Here is a 19,529-nt window from a genome sequence, read left to right as displayed (position 1 = left end):
TTCGACCGACAGCGGGGAAGTGTCTGAGAAAATAAAGCAGGATCTGGCGGCAACCGATGCCATAATCTGGGTGGACGGAAATAAATACACCAGTTCAAGTAACACCATCAATGATATCCTGACCGGCGTCACCCTGACGCTGAAGCAAACATCCAAAGACAATGAATCTGATGCGCTGACCCTAAGTCCAGACGAAAGCGCGGTGCAAAAAGCGGTAGAGGAATTTGTCACTGCGTTCAACGACTTTATTACCCAGTCCGCCACCTTAAGTAAATTTACTACCGCCAACTATTCAAATTTGAAGACCGATACCGTTGCGCTGCCCAACGCGACTAACGGTCCCTTGGCCGGTGAAAGTTTGTTGACCGGCCTGCAGGCCCTATTGCGCCGCGATGCCGGGAGTAACTATGGCAATGACGACGTTTCGTCTATCGCCGATCTGGGCATTAAGGTGGATGCCAAGACCGGCAAGCTCGAACTGGATAGCACCAAGCTGAAGAATAAAATCCATACCAATCCCGAGGAGGTACAACGGCTGTTTCTGGGTACTGAAGAAAGACCCGGCCTGGCGGGCGTCATGTCCGACCATATTAAAGGGTATGTCGGTAGCGACGGCAAAGGCAATATCATCAAAGACGAGACCGAAAAGCTCGAAAAAGATAAGAAAGAAGCCAAAAAGCAGTTGGAACGCACTGAGGCGACCATTGAGGCAAGAATGCGGGCTTTTCAGAAACAATATCAACAGATGGAGGTCGCTATAGCGAAATTACAATCCCTCCAGGGGCCTCTTCTCCGCGATACAGACTTTAAGTAAAAATTAATTCAGTCGCCGGCTCGCCCGTTATCCTGCCGGTGACCCCACCGCCTTATAACCTTATGTCGCCACTCGGGAGAAAAAGCGATGTCTGTGGATCAGGGCATCAACGCCTACCAAAAAATCAGTTTGCAAACCGGTATCGCCGGAGCCACCCCACACCAGCTAATCGTTATGTTGTTTGACGGCGCCCATGGCGCGCTGGCCCGGGCGGGTATCTGGATGGCGCGCGGCAATATTGCCCGGCGCGGCGAGGAAATTTCCCGCGCTATCGCCATCATCGAAGGCGGCTTGCTGGCTTCGCTGGATTACGAGAAGGGCAAAACCCTGACGGAAGATCTGGCAAGTTTATACCGCTATATGATCCGTACCCTGCTGCAGGCTAATTTGCATAATGATCCAGAAGCGATAAAACATGTTGATGCATTGCTGAAAAACATCTCCAGCGCCTGGAAAGAAATTACGCCAGCACGATAGAAAGGATAATATAATGCAAACTATTTCCCAAACAGAGCATCCGTTCTCCCTGCCTTTGCAATTATCTTATCAGATAATTGCAAAGGCACGTCTCAAAGACTGGGACAGCGTGGCTGCACTAAATAATCGCTATGTTAATACTTTGCGGTAGTCAATAGAACATATTCAATCTGCCGGCATGACGACCTATGAAGAAGAAGGGAGAATGAATGACATTGAACAATTGCTTAAAAATGAAAAGGAAATCCGTGCGCTAATCGGCGCACAATCAGTAATCCTAGAACAGGATATGGGCCAATTACGCCGTAATTAACAGGGTAACAACGCTTATCATAGACAGCTTTTGCAATCCTGATTACGGCCTTTCACGGCGCCGCGTCCCGCCCCTGGCGTTAGCGGGACGGGACGTCGAAGGTTAGCAGCTATACCGCCATGTTCATCACTTCCTGATACGCATTAACTAACTTGTTATTGACCTGAATCCCCATATGCAGCGCCAGCGACGCTTTTTGCATGTCGACCATGACATCATTCATAGCGATCCCGGGTACGCCTAATTCAAATTTCTCTGCCTTGCGCCTGGCCTCTATTTGCATGCCGTTAATCTGTTTAATACTGCTATTCAATTCACTCATAAAACCGGCACCGGCGGTGGCCGGCGTGGAGAGCGTCATTGTCGTTCCTGCCGCTTGTTCAGCCGTTATGTTCATCATGGCCAAAACGGAATTGATGGCCTGGGTTGTCATATAACCTCCTCAAATACCTGACTTCAGCACATTAACATGCCGGGGCAGGGCTGAATGGCGAAATTAACAATAAAAGCGCAAGCTTATTTGCCTATCAGGCGGGTCACCCTGTGCCAAGATTGACACCGATTTGGAAATTACGTCGTTGGACGATGGAAAACTATTCCCTTGTGATGAGGACGTTTATTTCCTCACCCTACCACCATGACTCTTTGTTTTTAATTCTGCTTCAGGGATCCTGCATGAATGCCTCGGCCATGGATATCAATGCAAAACCGGCAATAAGCCTGACCAACCTAATAGCGCGTTTTCGCGGCCATCCGAAATATATGCTATTAGCGGCCGGCGCAGCGGGGATCGCGCTGGCTATTGTCTTGCTGCTGTGGGCCAGAACGCCGGATTATCGCATTCTGTACAGCAATATCAGCGATCAGGACGGCGGCGCCGTGGTGGCCGAACTGACCACGATGAATATTCCCTACCGCTTTGCCGGCAACAGCAGCGCGATTATGGTACCTGGCGACCGGGTGCAAGAAACACGGCTGCTGCTGGCGCAAAAGGGGGGGCCGAAAGGTGGAGCACTGGGTTTTGAACTGCTGGATCGCGAAAAATTCGGCATGAGCCAATTCAGTGAACAGATCAACTATCAACGGGCGCTGGAAGGTGAAATCGCCCGCACCATTGAAACGCTTAATCCGGTGAAATCGGCCCGGGTCCATACGCGATGCCGAAACCCTCGCTGTTCGTACGCGAGTACAAGCCGGCCACAGCTTCGGTGACCTTGGCGTTATATCCGGGGCGGGCGCTGGACGCCGGTCAAATTCAAGCCATCACCTGGTTGGTATCGGGGACCGTGCCCGATTTACCCGCCGGCAATATCACCCTGGTGGACAGCCAGGGTCAATTGCTCGCTCAACCCGGCAACAATGAACTCAACCTCAGTACCAGCCAATTGACCTACACCCGTGAGGTGGAAGGCGATTTGCAACGGCGCATCAGCGCGATACTGGCACCGGTGATAGGCGCGGCCAACGTACGCGCGGAAGTGACCGCCCAGTTGGACTTTACCGCGGTGGAACAAACGGCGGAGCAGCATAAGCCCAACGGACGCCCGGAGGAAATGGTGATCCGCAGCCAGCAGCTCAGCGCCAGCGATACGACCGGTGTGCAGGCGCCTGGTGGTGTACCGGGGGCGCTCAGCAATCAGCCCACGCCACCGGCCACGGCACCGATTGAATCCGCCGCCGCCGCCAACAAAAAGCCTCCCGCCAAAGGCAGTGCTCCCGAGCCCGCCCCTGTCGTGGCGCCGCCTCACAGCAGCCAGAGCGACAAAACCATCAATTATGAAGTCGACCGCACCCTGACCCACAGCCGGTTTCGCCCCGGCGTCATCAAACGCTTGTCGGTGGCGGTGGTGGTCAACGACCGTGAGGAAAGCAACGGCAATCGCGTGCATTTGACGCCGCAGGAAATGCAGGACGTGACGGCGTTGGTGCGCGAGGCTGTGGGCTTTTCCAGCGAACACGGCGATACGCTCAACATCGTTAATACCCGCTTCGGCGCCAATCAAGACATTCTGTTGCCGCTCCCGTTCTGGCAGAATCCGACCCTGCAGTCTATCGCATTCAGCCTCTTACGTTATGCGCTGGTGGCACTGCTGTTCTGGCTGGCATGGCGTAAAGGGCTTCGTCCACTCTGGCAGCGGCAACAGGAGATCGAGCGCGAACGTATCCGGGCGCAGTACGAAGCCAGCCAGCCGCGGGATGAACCGCGCCCCATTTCGCGCAGCGAGCTGGAGAAGGAAACACGCGAAAAAGCCCGACAGGCAATGGAGGACAGTATCCGACAGCTGCGTGATGTCGCCGCCGCCCGGCCACAGATGGTGGCAAGGATACTGCGTCAATGGATAACCCGCGAGCAACAACCATCATGAATGCCATCGAAAAAAGCGCCATCGTCATGCTGACGCTGGGGGAGGAGTCCGCCGCCGCCGTATTTAAACATCTGCACAAGCAGGAGGTGGAGGCAATAGGTAAGACGATGGCCTCGCTGGGCATCTACTCCCGGCAGCAATTGACCAGCGTGCTTGATGCCTTTCATAGCGACGCGGAGACGATGATAAGCCCGGAGAAGGACAGCTACGACTATCTGCGCGCGGCCATTATCAGCGCGCTGGGAGAGGACCGCGCTCTGCTGCTGTTGGAAGAATTGCACATCACCGGCGCGGACGATGACCGCGGCATTGACGCATTAAACGCAATGAAACCGCAGGCGGTAGCGGCGCTTATTCAGGCTGAACATCCCCAGGTGATCGCCGCCATTCTGGTGTTGCTCAAGCGTAGTCTGGCCGCCGAAGTTCTCTCCGGTCTGGAAGAAACGCTGCGTAACGACATCTTGGTGCGTATCGCCATGCTGGACGGCCTGCAGCCGGCCGCAGTGCAAGAGCTGACCCTGGCGTTAAATGATTTACTGCGCGGTCAACACAGCCGGCAAAGCAATAAGGGCGGTGTGCGTCCGGCGGCGGAGATCCTCAATTACATGCAAAGCCGGCAGGAAGAGGCGGCGATCGACGCCGTACGCGCCTTTGATGAAAGCCTGGCGGAGAAAATAGTCGATCAGATGTTTATGTTCGATGATTTGCAGGATCTGGACGATCGCAGTCTGCGCCGTATCCTGCAAGAGATCGACACCGATGTGCTCATCATTGCCCTGAAAGGCTGCGCGCCGCCGCTGGTGGAAAGGATCTTGGGCAATATGTCGCAGCGTCAGGCGGAGATTTTGCGTGATGATCTCGCTCTCAGCGCCCCGGTCAAATTGTCGCGGGTGGAAAGCGAGCGCAAGGCGATTCTGGCCGTGGTCCGCCGTCTGGCCGATGCCGATGAGATAGTCATTAATAAGGACGGGGAAAACTATGTCTGAGCACGCCGAACAACCGCGCTGGCAACGCTGGCTGCCGGCGGATTTGGCCTTGGCGTTCACCGACAGCCTTCCGGCACCGCTGGCGACAGCAAATCATGACGACAACGCCTGGCAGACGGAGCTGACGCTACTGCGCAGCCAGGCGGAACAACGCGGGTTTAAGCAAGGTCAGCAGGAAGGCAAGCAGCAGGGCTACCGGCAAGGTTTTGATAAGGGTCGCAGCGCCGGTTTTGACCAGGGGTTGCCGGATGCACAGGCCGAACAAGGGCAGATAACCGCCCAACTGGCGGATTTGCTGCGCGAAATGAAGGCTACCCTCACCGGACTGGATGCGGTGATGCCGGCGCGGCTGATGCAAATCGCGCTGACGGCGGGGCCGGCAAGGTTCTGGGCCAGTCGCCGGTATGCGACACCCGTGTCGTGCTGGAAACCATTCAACAGCTACTGCACGAACGACCGCTGTTCGACGGCTGTCTGCGGCTGTATGTGCACCCCGACGATCTGTCGTCGCTACAGCACCATTTGGGCAGCACGCTGGAAAACCAGGGCTGGCGCCTGCTGGCCGATGGACAGCTGCTGCGCGGCGGTTGCCGCATCATCGCCGAGGACGGCGAAGTGGATGCCACCCTGGAAACCCGCTGGCAGCAGCTATGCCAGATGCTCAAGGAGGGCTTGTCGCATGACCTTGCAGCTGGAACGCTGGCTTAAGGCAATGGCGCGCCAAGAGAGCCTGATAACCGCCGTACCGGATTGCCGCCACTACGGACGCCTGACGCGGGCAACCGGCATGGTGATGGAGGCAATAGGGTTGCAACTCCCTCTCGGCGCCACCTGTCTTATCGAACGCTATGACGTCAAGGCGGTAGGGCAGGTCGAAACCGAAGTCGTCGGGTTCAAAGGCCGGCAGTTGTTTCTGATGCCGCTGGAAAACGTAGAGGGCATCCTGCCTGGCGCCCGCGTCTATGCGCCGGGTTCAGCTAACGGCGAAGCCTCCGCCCGCTTACTTCCCCTGGGTCCGGCGCTGTTGGGCCGCATACTCTGCGGTAGCGGGCATCCCCTGGACAACCTGCCGCCGCCGGAAACCGGTTAGCGCGCCTCACTCTACAGCCCGCCGCTTAACCCTCTCGCGCGCAGTCCCATCACCGATGTACTCGATGTGGGCGTGCGCGCGATAAATGGCCTGCTGACGGTAGGCCGCGGGCAGCGCATGGGCTTGTTTGCCGGCTCCGGCGTGGGCAAGAGTATGCTGCTCGGCATGATGGCGCGCTATACCCAGGCCGATATGATCGTCGTCGGCCTGATAGGCGAGCGCGGGCGCGAGGTGAAGGATTTTATCGAAAATATCCTCGGCGAGGAGGGCATCGCTCGTGCGGTCATTATCGCCGCGCCGGCGGATGTTTCGCCGATGCTGCGTATGCAGGGGGCCGCTTACGCCACGCGTATCGCCGAATATTTTCGCGATCGCGGCCAGCATGTGCTGCTTATCATGGACTCCCTGACGCGCTATGCAATGGCGCAGCGCGAAATCGGCCCGGCCATCGGCGAGCCGCCGGCCACCAAAGGCTATCCGCCATCGGTATTTGCCAAATTGACCGCGCTGGTGGAACGCGCCGGCAACGGCGCGGACGGCGGCGGCTCAGTCACCGCCTTTTATACCGTACTAACGGAAGGGGACGACCAGCAAGATCCCATCACCGATGCCGCCCGGGCCATTCTGGATGGCCATGTGGTGTTGTCACGTCAGCTTGCCAAGTCGGGGCATTACCCCGCCATCGACATCGAGGCGTCCATCAGCCGGGCGATGACCGCGTTGGTGGATACGACCCATTTCCAGCAGGTCCAACAGGTGAAACAGTGGCTCGCCAGCTATCAGCGCAATCGCGATTTGCTGTCGGTAGGCGACTACGCCGCCGGCAGCGACCCGCTGCTCGATCAAGCGATTGCCCATTATCCCCAGTTGGAAAGCTATCTACGTCAGGATGTCTCGCAACCTTGTGATTACGCCCAATCCTGTCAGCAGCTGTCCGATCTTGTCCTCCCCCCTTCAACCGCATAAGGAATGCTTCATGACCAGTACATCGCCTATCGAAACCTTGAGGGAGCATGCTGAACGGGCGTTGGAAGAAGCCCTGATTCAGCTCGGCGCTTGCTGCAGCGCGCACGCCAGCGCCGTGGTGCAGCTAAATCAACTGATGTGGTACGAGCAGGAATATCGCAAACAGCTTAAGGAGAATATGACCGGCACCGGTCTGAATGTTGATAAATGGATTAATTATCAGTCATTTATTGCCTCACTGTATAAAATTGTTGCCCATCACAGTCAGCAAGTGTCGGTGTTTCAATCGCGGGTCGATCTGGCGGTGGCCCACTGGCAACAGAAAAAACAGCGGCTTAACGCATTTGAAATTCTCAAAACGCGTTCCGAGAGCGCGCGTCAACTGCGCGAATGCCGCCTCAATCAAAAACAAATGGATGAGTTCGCGCTGCGGGCGTCCTTAAGGAGAGTGGAATCATGATACCCACTGCGAGCAGGGTTATCGGCGACAGCGGGCAGACTTTCGCCACCGCCGCCGCCGAATTGCCCCAAAGCGAATTTGCCGATGCCTTACAACAGTATCTCGCCGGCACGCGGCGTCAGGACGCGGGCGCCGACAGCACGGTCGCGGACCCGAAGGCCTCCCTGACGCAGCGCTGCAAAGCTCTGGCTGCCCTTATCAACCAGCGTCTGGCAGAGGGAGATAACGCGTTGGACGATGACGAGTTGCAGCATTTGCAGGCGCTGCTGGCGCAGTTGGCATTGCAACAATGGCCCGCCGATGGCGATCCGGTACTGGCGAAATTGGGCATCGCCCCCGGCTCGGGGAGTCATTCGGGCGACGGCGTGGCGCTGGCGTTGAATGATCCCCGCGCCACGGCCGATGACCCGGCGCAACCTCAGCCCGGCGCCGACGGCCGACGCAAAGAAGCGACATATTCCCTCGCGGCAGCCGCGCCGGAAACCGCCGATGCACAGGGCCGGCAGGCGCGGCAGCCATTACTGATCCTGCCGTCGGACGCCAAGCGAAACGCAAAACACGCGGAAAATCCATTACCGCGTGTTGAGTCCGTCAACGGCCAGGCAGACGCCACGCGCGCGCGTTCGCGGTGATGCGCCGTTGCGGACAGCGCCGCAGACTGACCGTCTTGCCGCAACCGCGACGCCTGCGCCCACGGTGACAACATTGGCGGGGCTTGCCGCCGTTACCACCGATCCGGCCTCCCAGCCGGTCCAGACCCCGCCGCCGATGCCCACCGCACACCTGCGCCAGCCATTAGGTTCACCGGCCTGGCAACAGCATCTCGGCGAACAGATCATGCTGTTTAACCGTAACGGCATTTTTCACGCCCAGCTGCATCTCCATCCACAGGAGTTGGGCGCGGTAAAGGTCAATCTGCGCCTGAATCAGGAGCAGTTGCAGCTCCATTTTGCTGCCGACAATCAACAGGTGCGGGCGGTGTTGTAAACCGCCATGACCCAGTTGCGCACCTCACTGGCGGAACACGGCATCGCGGTTGGCGATACCAGCGTCGGCACCGAAGCGTCCGGCCATCAGACCGCCGGACAACAGCAGGGCCACGGTGAAAGGCCGCAGCACGGGCGGACGCCAAGTGAACCGCTGTGGGTGGCGCATCGCAACGGCAGCGTTCCAGTCGGTAGCGGCACGGGGTATCGCGGCGGTATAGATATCTATGCCTGAAGGGGCAAAGTAAAGGCGTTTAAGCCGTTTCTTTTCCCCTTTATTCGGGGTGATTAACGGGATACTCACTACGACGCCTGGCCGCAGGCGCGCGGTGACAAGGCAGAAGATTTTTGGCTACAGGTGCAAAAGACGTGTCAGGCATTAAGGCTTTTTTTATCAAATACCGTGCCGCCGCGGTCATCATTCTGGGAACAATTGCCGTGCTGGTGCTCGGCCTGCTCGTCTATCTGCAGCCAGGTATGAAAGAGGAACTGATTCCCCATGCGCAGACGGTGGACGGACTACCGGCGGAAAGCGCGTTACCGCCGGTATATTCCCCGCTGGACGCCTTTACCGTGAGTTTACAACCGGACGACGGAGATTACGGCGCCATGCTGTATATCGGTTTAACCCTGCGTTTGCAGGACGAGGAGACACGCGCACTAATGGAAATTCAATTACCCGAATTGCGCAATCATCTGATTTTGCTGCTATCACAGCGCTCCCCGGCCTCACTCTCGTCCGCAGCAGACAAACAGGCCTTACTTACGCAGATAAAGCAAGAGCTGAATCAGCAGCGTCCCAACGGTCAGCCGCCCTACGTGACTGACGTATTTTTCAATTCATTTATTGTGCGGTGAACGCTATGTCCGAGAAAGAATCCGCACGCACCGTCCCGCCAACGCGTAAACAGGCTAAAAAGGATTTGCGGCAGGCACAGGCGCGCGCCGCACAGCAGCCCTCGCCGAAAACCGATGCGGGCTCGCCCTTTGATGCGGCACAACGTCGACGCCATGGGGGCGAGCGCCTGAAAGGGCTGGAGATGATAAACCAGGATTTCGCCGGCCGCTTTCGCCGTGCGCTGTTCAGCCTAATGCAGCGCCGCACCGACATCAGTGCGGATGCGATAGTCACCCAACCGTACCGGGAATTCGCCGCTCAGCTGAGTTCTCCCGCCAGCCTGAATCTGGTCGGTCTGAAACCGTTGCGGGGCAACACGCTCTTCGCCTTCACGCCGGGTTTTATCTTTACCGCGCTCGACACGCTTTTCGGCGGCAGCGGGCGACTGCCCGAGGCGCAAGAACGGGAATTTACCCCGGCGGAACAGCGCGTCATAGACCGCTTGCTAGATCTGATGCTGATAGCCTATGGCGACGCCTGGCTGGGGTTGCATCCGCTGGAGACGGAATTGAACACCGCGGAAACGTCCTGCCGTTTTACCGGCTTTAGCGACGGCGAAATGGTGGTGGTATCGCCGTTTCGGGTCGCCATCGGCACCCTGCATGGCGAGTTCGCCATCGTTTTCTCGCAGGCCGCCCTGGAGCCGTTGCACGAGATCTTGAGTAAACCGCTGCCGGAACATCTTCGGCAGGATCAGGGTCACTGGCGCCAAAACCTGGCTAGACAGCTGCAGGGTACCGAACTGGAGCTTATCGCCCGTTTTGCCGATCTGCCTCTCTGCCTGTCGCGGGTGATGGCGCTGCGACGGGGCGATATCCTGCCGATCCCGCGCCCCGATAGGCTTACCGCCTGCGTTGATGGTGTCCCGGTCTTCCTCGGCAGCTACGGCAGCCTGAACGGGCGGTATGCATTGCGGGTAGAAAACGTTATTAATCAAGGTATTGAACAATTAAACACCAAGGACAGTCCTCATGAGTGATACCCACAACACGCCCGGCGACGAGGCGTTCTTGCACGAAACCAACGGGCAAAACCTTGGCGAAACGGCACGCCAGGCACCGACCGGGCCGGAATTCCCCCCTACTTCCGCCGCCGAAGAGGCGTCGCCGCTGGCGGAAGATCTCAGCCTGATCCTGGATATTCCAGTGAAAATGACCGTCGAGTTGGGACGGACCCGCATGACCATCCGCGAACTGCTGCATCTGAGCCAGGCAGGACGCGGTGGTGCCGCTGGAAGGACAGGCGGGCGAACCGCTGGATATTCTCATAAACGGTTACCTGATTGCCCGCGGCGAAGTGGTGGTGATGGGAGAACAATACGGCGTGCGCATTGCCGATATCGTGACGCCCGCCGAACGTATGCGCCGGTTGAGCCGATAAATGAAACAGACCACGTTACAGCCGCCGATTGCGCATGAAAGCGGCCACGGCACCGTGCTTTTCAACGTGGCCGGATCGCTGGGGGCGATATTGCTGCTGATCCTGGTGCTGCTCAAACTGGCGCGGCGCTTTGGCTTTTCTGCACCCCGACAGGGCGGCCAGCCGCTGCTCAAAGTCCGTGCCGGCTGTTCTCTCGGCAACCGCGAACGGGTGGTGGTGGTGGAGGCCGGCGAGCACTGGTTGGTACTCGGCGTCACGCCGGGGCGGATAACACACCTGCATACCATGCCCGCCGGCGATGATGCCTCCGACCCGCCGCCGACGACGTTCTCGGCGCTGCTGGCGCGCGGGCGCCAATCGCGGGAGACAACATGAGCAAACCGACTCAGTGTGCCCCGCGCTGCGTGCGATACAGGCCGGCGCGCGGCGTGTGGCCGTTTGTGTTGCTGGCCGCTGCCGCTTTTGCTAATATTACTGCCTCTTCAGGCCGCTCACGCCGCGCAGCAGGGGCTGATACAGATGCATCCCCTGCCCGACGGCGGCCAGCGCTGGTCGCTGCCGGTACAAACGTTGGTGCTGCTGACGTCGCTCACTTTCTTACCGGCGGCGCTGCTGCTGATGTCGGGATTTACCCGCATCATCATCGTGCTGGGCATCTTGCGCAATGCGCTGGGCACGCCCTCCGCCCCGCCCAACCAGGTTTTGCTCTGGCTGGCGTTATGTTTGACCTTTTTTGTCATGTCGCCGGTGCTGGACATTATTTACCGCGATGCCTACCTGCCGTTTTCCCAGGACCAAATTGATATGGACACGGCAATACAGCGGGCGGCGCAGCCGCTGCGCCAGTTTATGCTGACCCAAACGCGGGAAACGGATTTGTCGCTCTACGCCCGGCTGGGAAAACAGGCGGCGTTCGCCGGTCCTGAGCCAGGTGCCGATGCGCATCCTGCTGCCGGCGTTTGTCACCAGCGAACTCAAAACCGCCTTTCAGATCGGTTTCACGCTGTTTATTCCGTTTTTGATTATCGATTTGGTCATCGCCAGCGTCCTGATGGCGCTGGGCATGATGATGCTGCCCCCCACCACGGTATCGTTGCCGTTCAAACTAATGCTGTTCGTGATGGTGGACGGCTGGCAACTCTTGCTCGGGTCGCTGGCCCAAAGCTTTTTCAGTTAACCGATACGAGGCCGTGCCATGACGCCTGAAGCCGTAATGACGCTGGGTTTTGACGCAATGAAAGTCGGGCTGGCAATCTCCACGCCGCCGCTGCTGGCCGCGATGGTCACCGGACTTCTGGTGAGCCTGCTGCAGGCGTCCACACAAATCAACGAAATGACGCTGTCGTTTATACCCAAAATTCTGGCGGTCATCGCCGCCCTGGTTATCGCCGGCCCGTGGATGCTCAGCCTGCTGCTGGATTATATGCGTACGCTGTTCAGCCAATTGCCATATTCGATAGGGTAAGGGAACCATGCTGGACTTAACCGCCCTGCCGGGGGCCATCGGCCCGCACTTTTGGCCGCTGGCGCGTTTACTGGGGCTTTTCGTTAGCGCGCCGCTGATGAGCGAAAAAATCATCACTAAAAAGGTGAAAATCGGCCTGGCGGTGCTGATTACTCTGCTGATCGCCCCAGGGCTGGAGCCGGTAACCACCCCTTTCATCTCCGTGGAGGGGCTCTGGCTTATCATGGTACAACTGATCATTGGCGTGACGGTGGGGTTGACGCTGCAGCTCGGCTTTAGCGCGGTGCGCTTCGCCGGCGAAGTGATAGGCTTGCAGATGGGACTCTCATTCGCCACCTTTTTCGACCCCTTCAGCGGGCCGAACGCCCCGATAATCGCCCGCCTGTTCAATCTTCTTTTGCTGTTGCTGTTCGTCTCTTTCGACGTGCACCTGGTCATGATTGATGTCCTGGTCGACAGTTTTCGACTGCTCCCCATCACGCCGCGGCCGCTTAACGGCGAAAGTTTTCTGGCGCTGGCGCGCGCCGCCGGCCTGTTGTTTTCCTGCGGTCTAATGCTGGCGCTGCCGGCCGTGACGTTGCTGCTGTTACTCAATATTACACTGGGGGTGCTGAACCGTTTAACACCGCAATTTTCGGTGTTTGTCATCGGTTTTCCGCTGACCCTCGGCGGCGGTCTGTTGGCGCTGATGCTGGTGATGCCGCTAATGGCGACCTTTGCCGATGGATTGTTCAGCACGCTTTTACAACACCTTTCCGCCATCCTTACCGCGATGGCCGACAACCCGCAGGCATAAAAAAACCGGCGCGACAACTCGTCGACGCCGGCGGCTGGGGCAGCGCAGGTTCACTTCATCATGTTAAACAAAGACATATTTTGCATCATTTGAAATACCATCAGCGATGAATCCATCGACACTTTAGATAACTGCAACTCCGTCATCATGGCTATCTGTGAGCCCATATCCTGTCCCAGCCCCTGCTGCAGCCGATCGATAATCCCCTCGCGTTGACTGACGCCGGCGGCATCAAGATTGTCGAGCGTTTGCAGGTTGATACCGGAAGCCACCTGCGCATTACCCACTTGGTCTTCGGTCTTTCTCACTGCGCCGCGCGCCGCCTCCATCACCGATTTCAGCGCTTCACCCGGCCATGTCCCCCACGCTGTTTCGCCAGCCTCCGCTTTCGCGGCATCCTCCACCAGCGCGGTGATCAGTTTATCCAGCTGTGTGAAAACGGTCGTGTCGCCATCAATATTGAAAATATCGCTGCCGACGTGGCCAACTTTCATTTCCCGGCCTTCGGCAACCTGCTTGCCGATGGCGGTGCTGCCGCCCTGATAAATAATATCATCGCTGCCCTCCGCTTTCTTAAAGGGCTGTACACCGGCTTGATAGCCGGAAAATATATAATTGCCGCTGGTATCCCGCACGTTGGCGCTGGCGAGCAGATCGTCTCGCAGGCCCTTCAGTTCCTGAATTAACGGCGCGAGATCACCGGCCGGTTTTTGAAGCGCCATAATTTTGGCGTTGATGGCGGAAAGGGTGTTGGTGACCGTTTGCAGCGTATCCCCCTCTTGCGTCAGGACGGCGCGGGCATAACCGCGCGTGCCGCCGTAATAATCTATTTGCGCCAAAGCGTTACGGTAAGTGACCGCATCCACCGCCGCGGCGGGGTCGTCGGAAGGGCGCAATACCAGGGTATTGGCGCTTAAACGCATGGCAACATCGTTATAGCGCGATGTGGCGCCCATCACGAACTGGCTCTGTTGTTGATACATATAAATGGTGCTGAGATTCATTTCTTACCTCATCAAGGTGACCCGTGGTCGGTACCCGGGTTGATTGGGACTGTTCAGTGAATGCTTAACAGGGTGTCGAGCAGCGAATTCGCGGTTTGCAGCAACTGGGAGCTGGCATTGTAATATTGTCGGTACATTTCCAGCTGAACGTATTCCTGATTAAGATCGACGCCCGTTTTCTGGGTACGCTCCACATAGGCGTCCTGAAAGGCTTTTTCTTGCGAGTTTGCCGTTTCCATCAGGTTGCGGGTGGTGGTACCGACATAGCCAATCAGGCCGGCGTAGCTTTCACTAAGGGTGGCGCCATGGATCAATTTTTCATGCTGGATATTGCCAAGCGCGATGCTGTTACCATTGTTGCCTGTCCCGTTATCCTTACCTTGATCCTGCACCGCGGCGGCAATTTTATCGCCGCCGCTGATACTCACCGCCACACTACCGGCTATGCCGCCGAAGGGATTTAATTGGAAACTGTCGCCCTCTGCCGGCGCGCCGCCTTGCATATCGATAGTCACGCCCTCAAACGTCAATTGGCCATCGACAATTTCTTATGCTACCTCGCTGCCATCAGCGGTGCGCGTCACCCGCCATTGGCCGCCCTCAAAGCGCAGGGTATAATCCTGCGGTTTTGCCACCGTCCCGGCTTCAGCGTCGGTGTTGATGCCCGCCACCGAGAGTTCGGCCTTGCCGGTGTTATTTCTATTGGCGATGGCGCGCGGCAGCCGGTAGCTGAATATGTCGCCGCCCTGATCACTGTTAAGATCATATCCCTGACTATTGACCTCATTAAACCGGTCGCTTAAGTACAGCGCCAGTTCATTTAGCCGGTTACCGATCTCCGGCAGATCCTGATTGCGAAACGCCAGTAGTCCGCCCAGCCTGCCTTTATCGAGCGTGCGGTCATCCAGCGGGATGATAATATTATCGACGTTGCGATAGGCAACCCTCTGGCGCCCCGGGTTACTGTCGTCGGTGGTGACCTCCAGCGCGCTGGCCTGATCGCCGTTCACCAGCATATGACCGTTGCTCAAGGTCACGTCTACCGCCCCGGTGCGGCCATCAATCTGCGTGGCGATGCCGGTTTGCTGGCTCAACGCCTGTAACAGCGCATCACGCCTGTCCAACAGATCGAAGGCGCCACTGCCGTCGACAGACTGCCTATTAAGAATTTCACGGTTTAAATTCGCCAGCTGCCCGGTTAATTGATTGATATTATTTACCGACTCGCGGATGTCCTGGTTATTTTTCTGCTCTTGATGAATTAATTCGTCACTAAGCTTGTTGAAACGGCTGGTGAGTTCTTTAAGCGCCGTAAAAGCACTACTGCGATAGTTCCCATCTGTCGGCTGTTTACTAATGTCTTTCAGGGCGTTGAATAAGCTGTTTAGCTTGGCATCGATACCGTTGTAGGTTCTGCCAAATTCCAAATCAAGCGCGCTCATTTTGGCATAATGCGCCTCGGATGCCCGCAGCAGGGTATCCGTGCCGCGCACGCGCTCATTGGTATATTCATCAAAAGCGCGAACCACGCCCTCGACGCGGACACCGTTGCCGAAATAACCGGAGGACGTCATTCTCCCCCCCGTAGCGCCTAATATGATGTTTTGCCGGCTGTAATTAGGATTGGTGGCATTGGCGAGGTTGTTGCCGGTGACGATTAGCGCCTGCTGCCCGGTTTGCAAACCGCTACTGGCAAGATAATATAAATTTAGCATAAGGGTACCTGCTCCTGGTCAGATTGTGGCCGGCCAGCCAAGGCGTTAACGGCCGGCGAAGGCTTATCTTGCTTATCGGCCGGCGGAATAAAAACTCAAACGCGCCGTTTAAAAAAGCGTGGCAAGATCGTGCTGATAGGCCGCCTGCGCGCGCTGGCCAAATGATTTTAATTGCGCAATGATAGTAATGAGTTTGTCGGCATAATGCGGATCGGTGGCATAGACCGAGGATTTCAGCGAACGGGCCGCCTGTTCCGGCGTACGGGCCTGCATCACCCGCCGATAGCGGGGATTTTCCGTCAGCAACCGCGTATAGTCCCGCAGCGCGTCGCCGTAAGAGGCATAGAGGCGGAATTTGGCCTTTACCTTCTGCATGACCCCATCCATCCACTCCGTTGTGGTGATTTGCGTGCTCTCGCCCTGCCAGCCGGCATCGGCCTTAATGCCGAAAAGATTGTGGCTGGGCGCGCCGTGAGCGGTTTTAATCTCCCGCGCGCCCCAGCCAGATTCAAGCGCCGCCTGCGCCACAATGAGCTGATGGGGAAGCCCGCTATCGCGCGCCGCCTGCTGCGCCGGCGCGGAGATACGGGCAATGAACCCGCCGGTATCGGTGCCCCATTCCCACGGCGCGTCGGCATACGCCTCGGGAGGGAACGTCAGGCCATCGACGGCAAGCTGCCCCGTCGGTGGCCGCAACCGCGGGTCGGCACCTTGGTACACCGACATCGGTACCGGCCGGGCGGCAGGCGCCGGCGTGTCGCCCCCGCCGAGCTGCCCGCGCAGGGCTTGCGCCAGCCCGACCCCGCGCGCGGTCAAATCCTGCGCAGCTGTTGGTCGTAGAGCGAGGTATACAGCTGGGTTTGGGCGCTGGTTAGCAAGCCTTCTTGCGGAAGCGCCGCACGCATGCTCTTTAGAATCATGTCCACAAACAGCCCCTCCACCTGGCGGGCCGCGTCCGCTATCCCTTGGCGGGAGGACCGCGCGGCGCGGATCTTCATGGCTTCCAGCTGGGAGAAATCCAGCGTCGAGCCGAATAACGCGGTGCCGTCACTCATTAGTTGATTTCCAATTTGGCGTTTAAACAACCGGCGCTTTGCATCGACTGCAATATCGCCATCAGATCATTCGGCGTGGCGCCGATGCCGTTCAGGGCACTGACGACATCATTAAGATTCGCTCCGCCGTCGATTTGCTGCAGGGCGCCGCCTTCGTTACGCACGTTGATCGCGGTATCCGGTACCACCACCGTGCGTCCGCCGCCGAAAGGCGTCGTGGGCTGGCTGACCTTGTAGGTGCGGTTGACTTCGACCGTCAGTTCCCCGTGGGCCACGGCGCAGCTACCCAGCACGACGTTCCGGTTCATCACCACCGAGCCGGTGCGGGAGTTGATCACCACCACCGCATCGGTGGGCCCGAGCGTGATGGGGATATTCTGCAAACTAGCCAGGAAACGCACCTTGCCCGGCCCGTCGGGCGGTACGGCGACGTTGATAGTGCGGATATCCAGCGGCAGCGCGCTGCGGCGGCCGAAATGACCATTGATGGCATCGCTTATCTGCTGCGCCAGCGTAAAGTCGTCATTATTCAACTGCAGCATAATGACGTTGCCGCCGGCAAAATCTGCCGGTACGCTGCGCTCGACGATCGCGCCGCCGGTGATGCGTCCGCCGTTTAATTGGTTTACCTGCACCCGGCTGCCGCCGGCCTGGGCGCCGGAGCCAGAAACCAGAATATTGCCCTGCGCCAGCGCATACACCTGGTTATCCACGCCATTTAACGGCGTCATCAGCAAAGTCCCGCCGCGCAGACTTTTGGCGCTGCCCAGCGAAGAGACCACCACATCGATCTTCTGACCAGCGCGGGCGAAGGCGGGTAACTTGGCCGTCACCATGACCGCGGCGACGTTTTTCAACTGCATATTGGTCCCCGTCGGCACGGTAACGCCCAGCTGGGAAAGCATATTGCGCAGACTTTGCGTGGTAAACGGCGTCTGGGTGGTCTGGTCGCCGGTGCCGTCCAGGCCCACGACTAACCCGTACCCGATCAACGCATTCTCCCTCACGCCCAGTACCGTGGTGAGGTCGCGAATGCGTTCTGCCTGGAGTGGCGGCGCCAGCAGCAGCCCGTTCATCGCGCAGAGGATTATCATCATTCTCACAACCGATTTGTTCATTTCTTATCCTTAAAAGGGGAAGTAATTAAGGAAGAAACGCTGTAACCAACCCATCTGCTGCGCTTCAATGATATAGCCGTCGCCGACGTATTCGATACGGGCATCGGAAACCAGCGTCGACAACACCTGATTATTGCCGTCGGTGGTGCGCGGGTTGACGATGCCGGAAAAACGGATGTATTCCGTGCCCTGATTAATAGCTATCTGCTTTTCCCCCACGACGCGTAAATTACCGTTGGTCAGGACATCGCTTACGGTCACGGTAATAGTGCCACTAAAAGCGTTTTTTGCCGCGGCGCACCCTTTGCCGTTGAAACCGTTGCTACTCTCGATATCCGTCGCCAGACGATCGCCCCCCAACAACCCGTTGAGCATGCTGGGCAGGGCGTTAATGCCCAATTCGGTATTACCTTTGCGATCGGCGTTGGGGGAGGAGCTTTTACTGGCGCTGACGTTTTCTTGCATCAGAATCGTCAGCGTGTCGCCGATATTGCGCGGCCGGCGATCCTCAAACAGCGGTTGATAGCCGTAGTTCATCGCCTGTCCGGGCTGGGAACACCGAGCCATTGATGGCGATGGGCATAGGCGGCGCCGGCGTTGCGGTGGTGGCCCCGGCCACCAGCGGCCGGGGTGGCGGCGCGGCACAGCCGCCCAGCAGCAGAGTGGCTAGAGCAATACCGCCTCCCCTGACAAGGGCGCAACGCGTGACTCGCGCGCCGTAACGCCGACGCCCGGCGGGTCTTAGCGATGAGAGCTGATTCATATTTTCCATAAAGGTGAACAACGCAGGTGAGAAGAAAAAGCGGGGCCAAACACCGGCCCCCTGATGGTGCCCCTTAGAGCTGCGCCAGCCGCTGCAGCATCTGATCGGAGGTGGATATTGCTTTGCTGTTCAACTCATAAGCGCGCTAGGCCATAAATCATGGTAATCAGCTCCTGGGCGACGTTAACGTTGGAGTTTTCCAGAAATTGTTGCTTCAGCGCGCCGGCTCCGTTTAAACCGGGGGTATTTTCCATCGGTGCGCCCGAGGACGGCGTTTCGTAGTAGAGGTTTTCCCCCAGGCTCATCAGACCGGCATCGTTGATGAAGATGGCGAGGGTCAATTGCCCCACTTCCTGCGGCTCGGTCTGCCCGGGCAGAGTAACGCTGACCAAACCGTCCTTACTGATGGTCAGGTTGGAGGCCCCGTTAGGCACCGTCACCGCCGGTTGAATGGGATAGCCGCTGGAGGTGACCAGTTGACCGTACTGATCGCGCTGCAACGATCCATCGCGGGTATAGGCATTGGTGCCGTCCGGCATCAACACTTGGAGAAATCCCGACCCCTCGATGGCGACATCGGTGGGATTACCGGTATTGGTTAAGCCGCCCTGCAAATGGATGCGTTTGGTGGCGACAGGCCGTACGCCGGTACCTAACTGGAGACCAGAGGGTAGCGCGGTCTGTTCGGAGGATTTGGCGCCCGGCTGACGCAACGTTTGATACAGCAAGTCCTCAAATACCGCCTGTTGCCGCTTGAACCCCATGGTGGAGACGTTAGCAATATTGTTGGAAATCACGTCCATATTGGTCTGCTGCGCTTCGAGACCGGTTTTGGCAATCATTAAAGATCGCATCATGATCTTTTCTCCTTCCTGGC

Annotated in this window: 23 protein-coding genes and 6 pseudogenes; 18 read left to right on the top strand and 11 right to left on the bottom strand. The window is 58.0% G+C overall.

Features of this window, described 5'->3' with window-relative positions:
* Positions 1-19 precede the first annotated feature (19 nt).
* The 4 genes from fliD to JZM24_RS20075 all read left to right on the top strand — a co-directional run bounded on the left by fliD (position 20) and on the right by JZM24_RS20075 (position 1,604).
* Entirely contained in the window at positions 20-814 is a 795-nt protein-coding gene (fliD, locus tag JZM24_RS11995) for a flagellar filament capping protein FliD (protein WP_215669784.1), read from the top strand.
* Positions 815-901: 87 nt separating this feature from the next.
* Complete coding sequence (gene fliS, locus JZM24_RS11990; RefSeq protein ID WP_215669783.1) at positions 902-1,291, top strand: flagellar export chaperone FliS; 390 nt, start codon at positions 902-904, stop codon at positions 1,289-1,291.
* A 13-nt stretch (positions 1,292-1,304) separates the two neighbouring features.
* Complete coding sequence (locus tag JZM24_RS11985; RefSeq protein WP_215669782.1) at positions 1,305-1,442, top strand: hypothetical protein; 138 nt, start codon at positions 1,305-1,307, stop codon at positions 1,440-1,442.
* Between the two features lie 3 nt (positions 1,443-1,445).
* Positions 1,446-1,604: a hypothetical protein gene (locus JZM24_RS20075; protein ID WP_512699072.1), complete on the top strand. Its 159-nt coding sequence runs from the start codon at positions 1,446-1,448 to the stop codon at positions 1,602-1,604.
* 109 nt (positions 1,605-1,713) lie between these two features.
* On the opposite strand, the gene fliE is transcribed toward JZM24_RS20075, so the two are convergent.
* Positions 1,714-2,037 carry a flagellar hook-basal body complex protein FliE gene (fliE, locus tag JZM24_RS11980; protein ID WP_215669781.1) on the bottom strand — a complete coding sequence of 108 codons (324 nt, stop codon included), beginning with the start codon at positions 2,035-2,037 and terminating at the stop codon, positions 1,714-1,716.
* Positions 2,038-2,279: 242 nt separating this feature from the next.
* On the opposite strand from fliE, the pseudogene fliF reads away from it, so the two are divergent.
* Both fliF and fliG read left to right on the top strand, forming a co-directional pair.
* A pseudogene (gene fliF / locus JZM24_RS11975) lies at positions 2,280-3,970 on the top strand (flagellar basal-body MS-ring/collar protein FliF).
* Entirely contained in the window at positions 3,967-4,956 is a 990-nt protein-coding gene (gene fliG, locus JZM24_RS11970; RefSeq protein WP_215670148.1) for a flagellar motor switch protein FliG, read from the top strand. Before fliF ends, fliG begins: the two are co-directional and overlap by 4 nt.
* Before the next feature lie 127 nt (positions 4,957-5,083).
* Here the strand turns inward: fliG and JZM24_RS11965 are convergent, their stop codons facing one another.
* Positions 5,084-5,314 (bottom strand): hypothetical protein, encoded by a 231-nt coding sequence (locus JZM24_RS11965; protein ID WP_215669780.1) that lies wholly within the window; start codon positions 5,312-5,314, stop codon positions 5,084-5,086.
* Between the two features lie 29 nt (positions 5,315-5,343).
* Here JZM24_RS11965 and JZM24_RS11960 point away from each other — a divergent pair, with 29 nt between their 5' ends.
* From JZM24_RS11960 to JZM24_RS11940, 5 genes and pseudogenes are all read left to right on the top strand, one after another.
* Positions 5,344-5,664 (top strand): FliH/SctL family protein, encoded by a 321-nt coding sequence (locus tag JZM24_RS11960; protein WP_215670146.1) that lies wholly within the window; start codon positions 5,344-5,346, stop codon positions 5,662-5,664.
* A pseudogene (gene fliI / locus JZM24_RS11955) lies at positions 5,636-7,012 on the top strand (flagellar protein export ATPase FliI). Before JZM24_RS11960 ends, fliI begins: the two are co-directional and overlap by 29 nt.
* 10 nt (positions 7,013-7,022) lie before the next feature.
* A complete protein-coding gene (gene fliJ / locus JZM24_RS11950) occupies positions 7,023-7,472 on the top strand; it encodes a flagellar export protein FliJ (RefSeq protein WP_215669779.1) in 450 nt (149 codons plus the stop codon).
* A complete protein-coding gene (locus JZM24_RS11945) occupies positions 7,469-8,104 on the top strand; it encodes a hypothetical protein (protein ID WP_215669778.1) in 636 nt (211 codons plus the stop codon). Before fliJ ends, JZM24_RS11945 begins: the two co-directional genes overlap by 4 nt.
* A gap of 64 nt (positions 8,105-8,168) precedes the next feature.
* Entirely contained in the window at positions 8,169-8,459 is a 291-nt protein-coding gene (locus JZM24_RS11940; RefSeq protein WP_215669777.1) for a flagellar hook-length control protein FliK, read from the top strand.
* A gap of 24 nt (positions 8,460-8,483) precedes the next feature.
* Here JZM24_RS11940 and JZM24_RS11935 read toward each other — a convergent pair whose 3' ends face one another.
* Positions 8,484-8,762, bottom strand: a complete 279-nt coding sequence (locus tag JZM24_RS11935; protein WP_215669776.1) for a hypothetical protein — start codon at positions 8,760-8,762, stop codon at positions 8,484-8,486.
* Positions 8,763-8,827: 65 nt separating this feature from the next.
* Here JZM24_RS11935 and JZM24_RS11930 point away from each other — a divergent pair, with 65 nt between their 5' ends.
* From JZM24_RS11930 to fliR, 7 genes and pseudogenes are all read left to right on the top strand, one after another.
* Positions 8,828-9,316: a flagellar basal body-associated FliL family protein gene (locus tag JZM24_RS11930; protein ID WP_215669775.1), complete on the top strand. Its 489-nt coding sequence runs from the start codon at positions 8,828-8,830 to the stop codon at positions 9,314-9,316.
* A 5-nt stretch (positions 9,317-9,321) separates the two neighbouring features.
* The gene (gene fliM, locus JZM24_RS11925; RefSeq protein ID WP_215669774.1) at positions 9,322-10,335 is read left to right on the top strand and encodes a flagellar motor switch protein FliM; all 1,014 of its coding nucleotides are present in this window, start codon (positions 9,322-9,324) and stop codon (positions 10,333-10,335) included.
* Positions 10,328-10,736 (top strand): annotated as a pseudogene (fliN, locus tag JZM24_RS11920) (flagellar motor switch protein FliN). Before fliM ends, fliN begins: the two are co-directional and overlap by 8 nt.
* Positions 10,737-11,111 (top strand): flagellar biosynthetic protein FliO, encoded by a 375-nt coding sequence (gene fliO / locus JZM24_RS11915; RefSeq protein WP_215669773.1) that lies wholly within the window; start codon positions 10,737-10,739, stop codon positions 11,109-11,111.
* A gap of 87 nt (positions 11,112-11,198) precedes the next feature.
* Positions 11,199-11,913 (top strand): annotated as a pseudogene (fliP, locus tag JZM24_RS11910) (flagellar type III secretion system pore protein FliP).
* 18 nt (positions 11,914-11,931) lie between these two features.
* The gene (gene fliQ / locus JZM24_RS11905) at positions 11,932-12,201 is read left to right on the top strand and encodes a flagellar biosynthesis protein FliQ (protein ID WP_215669772.1); all 270 of its coding nucleotides are present in this window, start codon (positions 11,932-11,934) and stop codon (positions 12,199-12,201) included.
* Positions 12,202-12,208: 7 nt separating this feature from the next.
* The gene (fliR, locus tag JZM24_RS11900) at positions 12,209-12,997 is read left to right on the top strand and encodes a flagellar biosynthetic protein FliR (protein ID WP_215669771.1); all 789 of its coding nucleotides are present in this window, start codon (positions 12,209-12,211) and stop codon (positions 12,995-12,997) included.
* 50 nt (positions 12,998-13,047) lie between these two features.
* Here fliR and JZM24_RS11895 read toward each other — a convergent pair whose 3' ends face one another.
* The 8 genes and pseudogenes from JZM24_RS11895 to flgG form a co-directional block, all read right to left on the bottom strand.
* A complete protein-coding gene (locus JZM24_RS11895; protein ID WP_215669770.1) occupies positions 13,048-14,001 on the bottom strand; it encodes a flagellin N-terminal helical domain-containing protein in 954 nt (317 codons plus the stop codon).
* 53 nt (positions 14,002-14,054) lie between these two features.
* Complete coding sequence (locus JZM24_RS11890; protein ID WP_215669769.1) at positions 14,055-14,531, bottom strand: flagellar basal body rod C-terminal domain-containing protein; 477 nt, start codon at positions 14,529-14,531, stop codon at positions 14,055-14,057.
* A gap of 18 nt (positions 14,532-14,549) precedes the next feature.
* Entirely contained in the window at positions 14,550-15,716 is a 1,167-nt protein-coding gene (flgK, locus tag JZM24_RS11885) for a flagellar hook-associated protein FlgK (RefSeq protein ID WP_215669768.1), read from the bottom strand.
* Positions 15,717-15,824: 108 nt separating this feature from the next.
* Positions 15,825-16,532, bottom strand: coding sequence for a flagellar assembly peptidoglycan hydrolase FlgJ (gene flgJ / locus JZM24_RS11880; protein WP_246579947.1), 708 nt, complete (start codon positions 16,530-16,532; stop codon positions 15,825-15,827).
* On the bottom strand, positions 16,529-16,771 hold the full coding sequence (locus JZM24_RS18705) for a rod-binding protein (protein WP_246579946.1): 243 nt from the start codon (positions 16,769-16,771) through the stop codon (positions 16,529-16,531). The genes flgJ and JZM24_RS18705 overlap by 4 nt, the downstream gene beginning before the upstream one ends.
* Positions 16,771-17,868 (bottom strand): flagellar basal body P-ring protein FlgI, encoded by a 1,098-nt coding sequence (locus tag JZM24_RS11875; protein WP_215670145.1) that lies wholly within the window; start codon positions 17,866-17,868, stop codon positions 16,771-16,773. The genes JZM24_RS18705 and JZM24_RS11875 overlap by 1 nt, the downstream gene beginning before the upstream one ends.
* Positions 17,869-17,898: 30 nt before the next feature.
* Positions 17,899-18,661: pseudogene (locus tag JZM24_RS11870) on the bottom strand (flagellar basal body L-ring protein FlgH).
* Between the two features lie 64 nt (positions 18,662-18,725).
* Positions 18,726-19,509: pseudogene (flgG, locus tag JZM24_RS11865) on the bottom strand (flagellar basal-body rod protein FlgG).
* Positions 19,510-19,529: the final 20 nt, after the last annotated feature.

Source organism: Candidatus Sodalis endolongispinus (assembly GCF_018777395.1).
Taxonomy (GTDB): Bacteria; Pseudomonadota; Gammaproteobacteria; order Enterobacterales; family Enterobacteriaceae; genus Sodalis_B; species Sodalis_B endolongispinus.
The sequence above is the reverse complement of the archived record's forward strand: the minus strand, read 5'-3'. Positions and strand labels throughout refer to the sequence as shown.